Genomic DNA, 12,712 nt, shown 5'->3' on the forward strand with positions numbered 1-12,712 from the left:
TGTTATTCCAGAAATTATAACATAACACGGCATGTAGCTCGTTTATTCATACATTATTCTAGCTTGGACTAACTCCTCCTGAATCCAGCTACTGCTAGTAGACAGTTGGAGCAAGTCGGCCGTGATCTGTTTGATCTGTTCTTGCAGCACGTGTGGCTGATCTGTTCCTTCCAGAAAGCGACTCATAAAATGAAGAAAAACGTCTACCTTCCTAAGCAGCATTAACACAGGCAAAGCGTCAACCTCGGATTGGCTTAAACGAACCTGACGGCTGAAGCCCCGGCAAAAATCACGAACAGCTGTCGTTTCCTCCGGTTGTCCCAAAAATCCTGATAAAATGACCGCCGGATCCATGACCCGAACGTCCAGCGTACAAAATTCAAAATCAAGCAGTACAGCCACCTGACTAGGGTCAGAATCCTTTACCAACAAATTGGAAGCGTTCAAATCTCCATGTACAAGCTGATGCGGCAACTCTTCCAATGCATGAAGTGAATCTATAATCTCTTCATATACTTTTCCTATCAAACGCAGCTCCTCATGGAAATCTTTTAGAGGCTCCGGCGGGTTTAAACAAAAGCCTTGGATTACTTCCCGGTTACATAATGGATAGGATTGCTGCAAAGCATAATACGGCCGATAGACTGGAGTCATATCAAGATTGAGTGTTTCAAGTGCAGCAGATAATTCGCCAGCAGCCTCGCCAAAAGAATAGGCAAAGCTAGGATCCTGCTCCGATGGGGATGTGCCTTCTATGTATTCGAACAGACACACATATTTTCCACTATCCTTCTCAACCTGTGCAAGTGTCTCTCCCGTAATCGTTCGGATTGGCATTGGAACCCTGAATGATAGAGAATGCCTGCTCAGTTCCTGCAAAACCGCATGCTCAAATTCTATTTTGTTCCGATCCCTGTGTGTATCGTAGATGCGCAGTACCCCACTTCGCCCACCGCTCTTAACAAAATACGTCGTATTATTCCAACCTCCGGTTCGTCTCTGTAGTGTCCCGTCCCACTCCGGCCAGTGCCGTCTTAATACCGCTTCCAAAATGTATCCTCCCTATTAAACATCCGCTTATGAATTTGCCGATATTATAACAAATATAGACGCCCATTAGAATTGGACGTCCTTGTGTATCCTTCATTTCCTCATTTGTTTGTTTCGGATATTCTGCGGGGTGGCACCATACGCTGTTTTAAATTTTTTATAGAAAAAACTCATGCTGTTATATCCGACCTGCTTAAAGATCATTTCGAATGGCAGGTTGGTATTGACTACCAAAGAATAGGCCGCATTAAGTTTAATGTTGGCAATAAGCTGCGTGTAAGTAAGACCGGTTACTTTTTTCAACTTATTACTTAAATACGTACTATTGTAATTAAAATGAGTAGATAATTGCTGGAGGCTTAAATGCTGATAATGCTTTTCCATGTAATTCAGAATAGAAGTAATATTACTTTCCTGCTGGTTTAAGTGAATATTATGCTCGCTTTCCAATACACGGACCAATTCCCCAAATACAATGGACAAATAAGCCTTGACCAGCTCCATTGAATCCTCTTGCCTGGAAAAATATTCGATCAAGATTCTACGCAATATATATTGAAGGTTTTCATTATGCTGTGACTCAAAAATAATAAAGTGATTATGATGCTGATGCTGGAGGACTGAATTGGCAAGAAACTCGCCGATCAAACTTTTTTTCTTAGATAGCCGCTGTAGAAATAGGGATGAAATCGTTTCTCTTTGCAGGAGGATATTAATCAGTATATCGTTTTCTCCCAAAGGTGCGATGCTGTGCGGTACATCCTTATCGAGGACACACACTTGGCCTTCACAAAGCTCAATTTCTTTACCCGCTATGATTTGGTTGCACTTACCTGAGTAAACATAGTTTAACTCAATAAATTCATGCATGTGCTCCAGCATCGGAGCAAACCTGTTGTGCTTGCTAATATAAATATCATGTTCTCCGAAGAAAAATAAAGCAGGCATTCGATACATATTCTGATTTATATCAAAAAATCGCTCATTTTCCGATTCTTTGGAGAGATCATTAATCACTTGATTGTTTTGCTATTGTAAAAGTTCAATTTCAGTTTTACTTCTCAGCAACTGATCCAACTCATGAAGGTTCATAAACACAGACTCCTCCTTCAGACTCCCATTAACTGTGAACTGCCGTCTGTGTTTTGCTTCCCTTTCCTCTAATAGCGATTCCCAGACAGAGGAGCGCAGCAATCATAAATACAATCGCAGAGACGAGAAAGGAAAATGAGGCAGTTTCATTCCCAGACAACACCCCAACTAACTTGATAACATAAGGCGAAGCAAACGCTCCCAAATTGGAGCCTACCATTGCAATCGAAATAGATATCGTCTCACTGCCTTTAGGTACGATTTTAGTTAGTATCGTAAAAATATAAGGAATAAACAGCGCAAAGCTAAAGCCAATGATCAGCATGGCAACCGTAACCATGGTCACATTCTGAGCAAACCACAGCAGGACAAAACCTGTCGCTGTTAATAAACTGGAGATAAAAGGTGCGTAATTTCTGAACCATTTATATATTCTACCGAACAAGAAGCCTGCAATCATAGTTGACAAGGAGAACAGCGTCAAAGCGGTCCCTAAAAACCCTGCGTTAGGCATACTCTTTTCAGCAATCATAATACCTGTTTTGGTATACACAATCATGATAAAGGTCATAAACAGGAAAAGTGCAGCCCCTAATCCAAGTACAGGTAGGGACATTCCCCCACTCTTTTGGCCCGTTCCTGTCGTGCTCACTGTAGGCTCCTCACGCTCTGGTTCAGGAATGATAAAAAAGAACAACAGTGCGATAGGAATAGTGATCGCATAGCACAAAAAAGCAAACGGCCAGTCGATTAGGGCAAGCTGTCCTGCCACAAAGGTAGCCAAGCTGCTTCCGAGCCCTTGTACAGCGCTTTGAAAACCTACCAATTGAGCACGTTCGTCCCCTTCAAAAAAATCACTAATTAAACTGACAGCCAGCGAATTGAACATCCCCAGACCTGCACCTAGCACCAAACGCAACACGAGAATCCATGTAATGTTCGTAGTGAGCATAGGAAGTATTCCGCCGATGACCACGAGCAAAAGTCCTAGCAGGATTGTATTTTTTTTACCCAAGCGGGAAGAGATCGGGCCACTCAACAGCACAAACAGCATCATCGAGAAAGATGGGATTGTAACTATGCTTTCAATCAGTGAACTGGAGACTCCCGGTAATTGGTTCAGCATCATCGGGATGATAGCTGAAATAGCACTCGCTGATGTCAGGACTAAGGAAATGGACAACAATGCTGTTTTAAACCATATTTTGTTTTTAATATTCATCAAGCTTCTCACCTCTAGTCTATGTTATTTAGCCTCTGGTTGTATTTGTACTGGAACGTATACTGTCCAGATCCGACGGTAAACGTCAATTCATGATCTCCACTCAGTTCGAAAATCGCCTGTTCTCCGGGAGAACCTGATTTCCCGGCCAGCTCTTGTGGCACATTACCAGGCGGATACTGAATCGACGGGTATTGCTTAGTAATGGTCTGTTGTAATGCATCTGGCTCTAGAACGCCCGGAAGCGTAATCTCAGCTGTCGTATTATGTGGTACGTGAACCGTCATCCGCATTTCTTCATTCACGATTTCCCAATGGACAGCAACCTCACCATAAGGTGTCTCCAGCTTGCCATGGGCCGAAGTAAGATTAACAGGCGGTTTGGGTGCTAACCGTGACTTTTTGTAGCCCGCTTCAAGCACATCGATACCGGCAATATTTTGGTACATAAAGTCTCCAACTGAACCGTACGAATAGTGATTGAACGAGTTCATATCGGTGCTCCAGAACGAGCCGTCCACTTTGATACTGTCCCAATGCTCCCACATGGTCGTTGCTCCCCGTTCAACCTGATAGAGCCAAGAAGGATAATCTTTCTGAAATAAAATTTTATAAGCTATATCTGTATAGCCATTGTCGGATAAAACCAGGCATAGATAGGGTGTGCCTACAAAGCCAGTATCCAGATGCATATCATTTTTTTCTATCAGCCGTACGAGCTCCTGAACCACTTGCTTTTTATATTTTTCTGGTACCAATCCGAAGTGCAAAGCCACAACCTGTGCAGTCTGGGTATTAGAAGTCAGTTTGCCAGCGTCATCAAAATAACGGTTCGCAAAAGCGCTTCTAATCCCCTCATGCAAGCTTTGATAAGTGTTGTAATCGGTATAGCGATTCAGCAGTTTGGCGGTCTGCGCCAAGATATGAGTCGAATACGCAAAGTATGCAGTCGCTACCAACGTTCCATCGGTCGCTCCAAAATAGCTTCCTTCCTCGCTATCCAGCGCCAGCCAGTCTCCCAGCTGCAAACCAGTATCCCACAAATGTTCCTCGGTCCCCTGGGCACGAATATAATCGACCCATGCTTTCATACTGTCATACTGCTGAGCTAGAATTTGCTTATCCCCATAACATTGATAGATCGTCCACGGACATATAACTGCTGCATCTCCCCATGCGGCTGTCGTTTGGTCCATATTGTCTGCAAAGGTTCCTTTGAGGACATCCGGCACGACAAAAGGCACAGCCCCATTCTCCAGCTGGTTGTAAGCCAAATCTTTCAGCCACTTTCGAAAGAAGGAAGCACTATTCATATTGAAGCTGGCCGTTCTGGCAAAAATCTGTGCATCGCCGGTCCAGCCTAATCGCTCATCACGCTGCGGGCAATCGGTCGGCACATCCAGGAAGTTCCCTTTTTGTCCCCATACAATATTGTGCTGGAGTTGGTTCAGCTTTGGATCGGATGTCTCGAACAAGCCAATTGTCGCCATGTCTGAATGCAAAACAACGCCTGTAAAATCTTCAATGGCTACGCCAGCCGGAAAGCCCTCAAGCTTCACATACTGGAAGCCTTGAAAAGTGAAATGCGGCCTAAATATCTCCGTCCCCTTGCCGCTGCAAATGTACGTAATCTGCTGCGCTGCATCACGAATATTATCTCGGTAAAAGTTCCCTTGCTGATCCAGTACTTCACCATGAACCAGATTCAGAACCGTACCTTCGGGGGCTTCCACTTTAAATTCCAGCCAGCCTACCATATTTTGACCCAAGTTAAGTACTAGTTCGCCTTTAGGAGTCCAAATCAGTTCAACAGGCTTTAATCGGTTCATTACACGGACAGGCTCGTTCTCCTGAGCAACCAGATGACTTAACGGAAACGGGGCGACCTGCATCATTTTCCGTTCGTTCAAGAAGCGATGTTCGGCTGCCTGCTGCTCCAGTCGAGCATCATAGATTTCGCCGTTATAAATATCTGACATCAAAATGGCACAGCTCGTTTCCTCCCAGGAAGAATCAGAGCAAATGAGTTCTGAACGGCCATCTTCATAGCTAATCTTCATTTGAAATAGCAAAGCATTTGTGTTCCCGTAGGTATCCTTGCGCTTTTGCCAGCCTAGATAGCCGCTGTACCAGCCTTCTCCCACCGTGGCTGTGATGCGGTTATGTTGTTCTCGAACGGTAGAAGTCACATCATAGGCTTGCACCTGAACACGATCGTTATAATCTGTCCATCCCGGGGTAAAGTAGGCATCGCCTACTCTTTGTCCATTGAGCTCCAGCTCATACAGACCAAGGCTTGTGGCATAAATGACTGCTTTTTTCACTTTTCCCTCAACTGAAAAACACTTGGAAGCAGCAAAAGGGGCTCTTGTCTGAAACTTTTCATGGATGCTTCGCTCCTGCACTGTAATCCATTGTGCCTTCCAGTCCTGCTCATGGAGCAGCCCCATTTCCCAAAAGCCAATCTCACTCCATTCCGATTCCTCGGGTTCGGTGTCACCCGCTCCCTGAGCCCATACTTTTACCCGGTAATAATATCTTTGTCCTGATTCGAGTGGAGGACCTTCATAGGGAAACAAAATGGATTGTTCCGAATAGGAAAAATGATTCCAGAGCAGCGGTTCAAAAGCGGGATTTATGGCTACCTGCAATTGGAAGCGTTTTTGGAAAACGTATATGTTGTCAGATTCAATTTGCCAACTTAATCGAGGCTTTAGACAACCCAGTCCAATCGGATTGTTTACATGTTCACATATAAGCGCTTTCACTTTTAGCATCTTATGTCCTCCCTGAGATCTTCTTTTGTGTTTCTATACTCAAATTAAAACGCTTCCATTAGTTGTGCGCAATGTTGTATCCCTGCATGTTGTATGCTTGATTTACAGGTGTTGAATGTCCATCCCTCATATCGAATCTTAAAATGGGTCTATTAGAAAAATATGTACGTGTGACAGCGCAGTACTCAAAAGGAAAACTCTTGTTTTTTGTACATATGGATTGTAGTATTAAGCCGATCAGTGAAAGGAGAATTACAGTAATGGAAACGAACTACAAAAAGCTGCTGGATCAGATGATGGCACCCTATGATAAAATGCTGCAGAGTCTAATAAGTGATCACGCCGATTTTTCGAAGGTTGACTATTTGGAGCAACACAGTGAGGAATATGGAAAAAGTGATGCCAATTATACCCATCGCTTGAAGGTGCTTTTGGCTTTGTATAATCGTGAGGATCGAGATTCCCCGCATTACGAACCGATTGTGAGAAGGCTGCTCGTTAATGAGATTATAGATAGGGAAACGAACAGTTTTCAGGGGATTGGCGATGCTCTATACTATGCCGTTTTTTTACTGCAAAAGTATGAGCGTGAACAGGACCAAATTTTGTTCCAGCAGGCCAAGAAAGCCAATTTCGATACATACGCCGGGTTTGATCCTGAGTTGATTTTGGAAACATATTTATTCAGCAAAGATACAGCTGATCTTGAAGATTGCATCAATATCGCGAGTGAACTCGGGGAAGATGTATACCTATCATTATTTATTGATTTGTGGATCAGAGAGCAGACGGATTGGGACAAAGAAAATTTGCGGACACTCGTTTATCATGAGAGATGGCGCAACCATCCAGAAGGTGAAATTGAAGCCCTCAAAAAGCTGGCTGAAATGGAGAAAATAGAAGAAAATTCTAGTAACTACTGTTCTACTGCATCCAGCTTGGCAGAAAAGCTCATTGAAACAGGACGATGGGATGAAGCTTGGGAAACGATGGCAACCATCATTCCGCTTATTACTAAGGAAAAAGAATGGTTCCTGTACGGACTTGGCCGCAATATAATTACAGCCTGTATCCACATCATCATGCATTTTGGAGCAAAAAGCCGACAGGCTACTTCGTTATGGCAAACGATAAAAGGGGTTCTTCAACCTGCCGCTAACAATATGGGGACCATTCAATATCAGCTTGCTGTATCTGTCAGCAAATTTATGGGTGATACCAAATTGGAGCAAAAGTTACTCCGGATTCGGAAGCAACGTCAATAATCCAGTTGCCATAAGGAGCCTGTCGCATGCAATGTAAAGAACGAGGCATTTGACCCAGCAGCTCGCTTTCCAGTTGCCCCTCGAAGCGAGGGGCAGCGAAAATACGGATTGCAGTGCATTGCCTTCCTCTACAGATTTCCGGTCACGATAATACCATCTGCTTGCTTCAAATGCGCTCTGACCCATGCTGTAAAGGAATCGATAAATATGCGTAATTCTGGCTCCTTGGCAGGCCAAGCATCCAATTCTGTTAATATTTCATGCCATACCGACGCCTGAATCGGATTATCCCAGCAGGCATCAAAAGCCTCATACGTTTCCCCCGTGTCAGGATCGACAAGTGGGTATTTGGACTTTAACACAGACAGCACGATATCAAAGTCATCTGCGTAGATGAAGATCATCTCCTCCAGCTTTGGCTCATCTGTATCCCCATAGCGCAGCGGTTCAAAAGTATATCCAATATTGGCTCTTGGACCACTATAGCGATAGATTAGTGTCTGAATCTCTGTTTTTCCTTTCTTAGTCACTCTCTCTTACTCCTCTCTTCGGCTACAACTCGAACCAATCCGCAGCGCATTTCTCTTCTTCCAGTGCCCTACACATTCCTTCCCTCAACCCCATCGCATCTCCGCCGCCGATATGAAATAGACAATAGATATAAGGTTCATCATCTTCTAACCCTTCAATATTTCTTGCCTCTTCCACTGAAATCTGAAGCGCTTCAGGCCAATCAGAATTATTCTGAAGCAGAACAAAACCATCCTCATCCCTTTGCATCCGATATCCGTCAATCCTAGGCAATGCTTCAGCTAAGCGTTCCATTAGTGCTTTAATATCCTTAACATCTGCGACCTTAATTCCATACTCCCACCCCATCTGCATTCCTCCAATTTTATGAACTCCTCCTTAATTAGAACTACCCCTAAATTGGGTTTCACCTTCTCATTCACCTCAGGAAATTCACTTGGATTCAGTCATAGTCCGCATATAAGAGGTATTCCTTACAATGCCTGCACTGAAATAAATAACCCCGAAACGATCCGTCACGTTCCATGCTTTCTCGTATTCGACTCTTAGCCTCTTTTTCATTATACAAAGCCAGAATAAGCATAACCATCAGTTTGACATCATTTTCTATTTCTCTACTGACAAGTTCCTTCCAGCCAACAAAATCTATAAAAACACAGTAGTCATCACAGTGATCCAGCCACGCGGCGGTCTGCCATGCCTCATAACCGGGAGTCCGATGCAGTAGCTCATCCAGCTTTGGTTCCTCCAATTGTGCACAGCAAGCAGGGTCATGAAATGTTCCCTGTAGCATGCTCGCAGCGCTACCATTCGCAATACACCAAGGACAGATCGCCTCATAAGATAATGCTGTATAAAAGGGACCCGCGTACCAGATATCGGTCTGCCGTCCACAACAGGAACACGTTTTCAAAAAGCCTGATTTAAGGATCTGAGTGCGTACAGGGTCTTGATGATAAGTAAACACAGGGAGATCGGAAGTTTTCTTGCGCTTGGCTACTTTGATTAAAGGCTTAATCACCGGCAGTCGAATCGGGCTATTAATCATCTCTTGAATACTCCACTGTTTCTTCAAATCTGCTTTATTTTTCCGGTTCATGACGGACATAAAAACCTCTAGCGCCTCTTCGTATTGATGCAGGTGAAGATACAACTCTGTCAAAATTCTGGCAGCCTGCTCGCTTTCTAAGCCCTCAAGCTCTTCCTTCAATTGGTACATGGCTTGTACAGCCTCGGGACTGGGTGCGTACAAACTATATCTTTTGTTTAGTGCCACCCATTTTTGCTGGATTTCCATAAGCCCCCCACTTCCTTCTGATTTTCCTGAAATTTCTTATAACTTATTATAATAGATATAGGCTTCCGGTGAGTATACCCCGGAAGCCTATGGATTCATCTAACCAATCTTTTATTTATTTTGCCTTATGAGGAACAGGCTCACTATTCCCGTTTCTTTTTCTCACTACCCACATAATAACAGCCATAACAGCTACCAAGACTGCTATAAGCGTAAAGGGAATATATTTGTCCACTCGATACAAGGTGGTCGTCAAAATAGGAGCAATGATCGCGGAAATTCCCTGTACCGCAGCTACCAGCCCCGCTGCTCCCCCTTGCTGCTCTTGACTGACTGAAAGCGAAGCACCTGCCATAAAACCGGGCATCAGTAAGCCTGTGCCTATGCCAAACATAAAGAACGCTGCATAGTAAACGACCAAGCTGGCTGAAATCAGAAATAATGCCATTCCAGCAATCAGGAATAGAGAACCAAGTAAAATCATCGGCTTAGGCTGCCATTTAAGCCATTTCATCTGGATGATCTGCACAATCAGCATCGCTGCCCCGGAGAACATAAGTCCAAAGGACACGACTCTTGCTGTTTCTTCGGATGTAAGACCTAACTGATCTTGAAAATAAAAACCACCTATAACCTGAATAGTCACAATACTTATCATCGTAACCAAGCCTGCAAACAAATACATTCTTAGACCTGGCTGGAGGGGGTTAATTCGAGCGGGTTTTTGCTGAATAACGGGCTGGGCCGCCGGAATCGCCAGCAGAGACACCACGAATGCAACAGCGGCAATGACAATTCCAAAATATAAGGGCCATAACAGCCCTATTAAAGTAAAGGCACCTGCAATCGCGGGACCAAATACCAGCCCAAGCCCATTCGCCGCACTAATAATAGCCATACCACTTCCACGCTCTTCTCCTTCCGTTACATCTCCCATATAAGCTTGGGACGATGACAACACCGCCGGGATAAAGCCGCCAATTAAGCCGCGTGTAACAATCAGCAGGACTAACAGCAGCCCCCCACTGAGCCAACCATTTAATCCTGCAAAAAGAGTAAGTGTAAACAACAGGCAGCTTACACACATCCCTATGAAACCAAGCAGAATCACCGGCTTGCGTCCCTTTGCATCACTTAGATTTCCCCATACTGGAGCCATTAAGGCCATCGTTATAGAACCAAGCGATATAATTAATCCGGAATGGCTTTCTCTTAAGCCTAATTCACGAATAAGGGGCGGCATAATTGGAGCAATGAGCATGAGCCCTAGCATAGCCACAAATACACTGAAAAAGATGCTCCCTTTTATTCTATTCATCCTCGCACACTCCTCTGTTAAAGATTCTCTCTATGCAGAAGTATACGGAGCATACCAAAACGCTACTGCCTATAGACGGATAAATTTGCGGTTAAACGGATTTAATTTTGCGTATAAAACAGCAGCCAGTCTTCAGACAGTAAAAAATGGCCTGCATTCTATGGCCCAATGGGCGTCGTTAATTATAGAGTCGCTCTTTCGTTGTGAAATGAACTACATCGGTCTCTTCATCGCTGACTGGATGGAAGGGCTTCATTTCCTGGCATGTTATTACGATATATGATGTACAGTCTTTTGCCTTTAGTAATTAGCGTAGCTGTGGGTTGAGTCTGTATATCGATGTCTAAGGGGGAAATCTCAGTGAAAACAAAAATAGGATCAATCATGAAGGTAAGATCGTTAAGAACGAAGTTAACCATAATGTGCTTGATTATTTTAATTGTACCCACATTCGTGATTGGAATCAGTTCTTATGTTGTTTCCAAGAATGAAATGAATGAATCAGGCAAAGTAGCACTTAAGAATAGTGTGCAAATGGTAATTGGTATGATTAGTTTCCTCAATGGGCAAGTCGAAGCCGGTAATTTAACATTGGAAGAAGCACAGGAAAAACTGCGCATCGAGCTGCTCGGTGTAAAAGATGCTAATAACAAAAGACCGGTAAAGATTAAATATACTGTAGGTAAAACAGGTTATCCGTGGGCAGTCAACCAAGATGCCGTTTCAGTGATGAACCCTTCAAATGAAGGCCAGGATTTAATAAATGCCGTATCGGAAGACGGTGTGCATGTGGGAAAAGAGTTTGTAGAAGCCGGTACAAACGGCGGTGGATTCGTCACTTATAAATGGGCTTTACCTGGTACAGATCAAGTGGAGACGAAAATTTCGTACGTTGAAAGGGATCCTTATTGGGGATGGATCATCGGTTCTGGAGCATATTTTAACGAATTTAACAGCGGGGCGACCAAGGTCCTTTATATTGTCCTGATTATTACGACTATTGCAGTTATTCTGGGAGCAATTATCGTAAGCTTTGTTTCGGGACGTTTTACGAAGCCTATTATCATGATTGCAAAGCGGCTTAACTCAGTTGCGGACGGTGATTTAACGGTCGAAGAAGTCAAAATGAATTCAAAAGATGAGGTTGGCGAGCTGGCACAGGATTTCAATCATATGATTAAAAATATTAGATATTTGATCGGTGAAGTAAACCTGTCCACAAAGCAGGTAGCAGCTTCCTCGAAAGAATTAACCCTTGGTGCAGAGCATACTGGGCAGGCAACCGAGCATATCACCATCGCGATTCAAGAATCGGCGGCCGGTGCGAAGGAGCAGCAACTGATGCTCCAGAAGACAACCAGCTCGCTTGAAGAAATTTCAATAGGCATGCAGCGGATCACGGATAGCTCCTTGACTATTGCTGAATCGTCTGCAGACGCGATGGAAATGGCGAGCCTTGGCGGTACTGCTGTACAACATACGGTGAAGCAAATGGACTTGATTAACCATTCCGTCAATGAAACCGATGCGGTTATGAGGATGCTGGATGAACGTACTCAACAGATCGACACGATGCTGCATGCCATTACGGATATCGCACAGCAGACCAATCTGCTTGCCTTAAATGCTTCGATTGAGGCTGCCCGTGCAGGCGAGGAAGGCCGCGGTTTCTCCGTAGTTGCTGCAGAGGTGAGAAAGCTGGCCGAACAATCGAACCAGTCTTCCGGGCAAATTTCCGGGTTGATTCAGAATATGCGCAAAGATATGGAGCATTCGCTTAAGACCATGGAACGCGTAAAACAGGATGTCGACTCTGGTATTAAAATTGCCAATGAGACAGAGCAGCAGTTTAACAAAATTGTGACGTCCACCAATCATATCGCGCAGCAAACAGAAGAGCTCGCAAGCATCACGCAGCAAATAACCGCAAGTGTCCAAGAAATTTCGGCGGGCGGAGAGAACGTATCAGGTCTGGCGCTTCAAGCGGCGGACAACTCGCAGAATATTGCAGCGTCTGCAGAAGAGCAACTGGCTTCGATGCAGCAGATCACCAGTCTGGCCACGACCTTGTCGGATATGTCACAAAAGTTACAGGATCTAACGGTCAAATTTAAATATTAACGGAATAAATCTTTCCAAAATATTACGCTAAACTGTCAT

The 12,712-nt window shown here is 44.2% G+C and carries 9 protein-coding genes and 1 pseudogene; 2 read left to right on the forward strand and 8 right to left on the reverse strand.

Features of this window, described 5'->3' with window-relative positions; genetic code table 11:
• Window positions 1-42: 42 nt before the first annotated feature.
• From MHH57_RS17400 to MHH57_RS17415, 4 genes and pseudogenes are all read right to left on the reverse strand, one after another.
• Complete coding sequence (locus MHH57_RS17400; RefSeq protein ID WP_029515486.1) at window positions 43-1,050, reverse strand: phosphotransferase; 1,008 nt, start codon at window positions 1,048-1,050, stop codon at window positions 43-45.
• A 93-nt stretch (window positions 1,051-1,143) separates the two neighbouring features.
• Window positions 1,144-2,142, reverse strand: a pseudogene (locus MHH57_RS17405) (helix-turn-helix domain-containing protein).
• Between the two features lie 28 nt (window positions 2,143-2,170).
• Complete coding sequence (locus MHH57_RS17410; protein WP_165149771.1) at window positions 2,171-3,364, reverse strand: MFS transporter; 1,194 nt, start codon at window positions 3,362-3,364, stop codon at window positions 2,171-2,173.
• 14 nt (window positions 3,365-3,378) lie between these two features.
• Entirely contained in the window at window positions 3,379-6,141 is a 2,763-nt protein-coding gene (locus MHH57_RS17415; RefSeq protein ID WP_209950138.1) for an alpha-L-rhamnosidase, read from the reverse strand.
• A 260-nt stretch (window positions 6,142-6,401) separates the two neighbouring features.
• Here MHH57_RS17415 and MHH57_RS17420 point away from each other — a divergent pair, with 260 nt between their 5' ends.
• Window positions 6,402-7,406, forward strand: coding sequence for a hypothetical protein (locus tag MHH57_RS17420; RefSeq protein WP_209950137.1), 1,005 nt, complete (start codon window positions 6,402-6,404; stop codon window positions 7,404-7,406).
• Between the two features lie 128 nt (window positions 7,407-7,534).
• Here the strand turns inward: MHH57_RS17420 and MHH57_RS17425 are convergent, their stop codons facing one another.
• The 4 genes from MHH57_RS17425 to MHH57_RS17440 all read right to left on the reverse strand — a co-directional run bounded on the left by MHH57_RS17425 (window position 7,535) and on the right by MHH57_RS17440 (window position 10,552).
• Entirely contained in the window at window positions 7,535-7,936 is a 402-nt protein-coding gene (locus MHH57_RS17425) for a hypothetical protein (protein ID WP_029515491.1), read from the reverse strand.
• Window positions 7,937-7,958: 22 nt separating this feature from the next.
• Window positions 7,959-8,285, reverse strand: a complete 327-nt coding sequence (locus MHH57_RS17430) for a hypothetical protein (RefSeq protein ID WP_029515492.1) — start codon at window positions 8,283-8,285, stop codon at window positions 7,959-7,961.
• 94 nt (window positions 8,286-8,379) lie between these two features.
• Entirely contained in the window at window positions 8,380-9,234 is an 855-nt protein-coding gene (locus MHH57_RS17435) for a CbrC family protein (protein WP_245249136.1), read from the reverse strand.
• A 115-nt stretch (window positions 9,235-9,349) separates the two neighbouring features.
• Window positions 9,350-10,552, reverse strand: coding sequence for an MFS transporter (locus MHH57_RS17440; protein WP_029515494.1), 1,203 nt, complete (start codon window positions 10,550-10,552; stop codon window positions 9,350-9,352).
• A 384-nt stretch (window positions 10,553-10,936) separates the two neighbouring features.
• Here MHH57_RS17440 and MHH57_RS17445 point away from each other — a divergent pair, with 384 nt between their 5' ends.
• Entirely contained in the window at window positions 10,937-12,673 is a 1,737-nt protein-coding gene (locus tag MHH57_RS17445) for a methyl-accepting chemotaxis protein (protein ID WP_342434333.1), read from the forward strand.
• Window positions 12,674-12,712: the final 39 nt, after the last annotated feature.

It is taken from the genome of Paenibacillus sp. FSL H7-0442 (assembly GCF_038593105.1).
Lineage (GTDB): Bacteria > Bacillota > Bacilli > Paenibacillales > Paenibacillaceae > Paenibacillus > Paenibacillus polymyxa_D.

Bases quoted from the DNA above. Each gene is read 5' to 3' on its own strand.
- MHH57_RS17410 (WP_165149771.1), bottom strand. From the start codon at position 3,364: ATGAATATTAAAAACAAAATATGGTTTAAAACAGCATTGTTGTCCATT.
- MHH57_RS17435 (WP_245249136.1), bottom strand. From the start codon at position 9,234: ATGGAAATCCAGCAAAAATGGGTGGCACTAAACAAAAGATATAGTTTG.
- MHH57_RS17420 (WP_209950137.1), top strand. From the start codon at position 6,402: ATGGAAACGAACTACAAAAAGCTGCTGGATCAGATGATGGCACCCTAT.
- MHH57_RS17440 (WP_029515494.1), bottom strand. From the start codon at position 10,552: ATGAATAGAATAAAAGGGAGCATCTTTTTCAGTGTATTTGTGGCTATG.
- MHH57_RS17445 (WP_342434333.1), top strand. From the start codon at position 10,937: ATGAAGGTAAGATCGTTAAGAACGAAGTTAACCATAATGTGCTTGATT.
- MHH57_RS17415 (WP_209950138.1), bottom strand. From the start codon at position 6,141: ATGCTAAAAGTGAAAGCGCTTATATGTGAACATGTAAACAATCCGATT.
- MHH57_RS17430 (WP_029515492.1), bottom strand. From the start codon at position 8,285: ATGGGGTGGGAGTATGGAATTAAGGTCGCAGATGTTAAGGATATTAAA.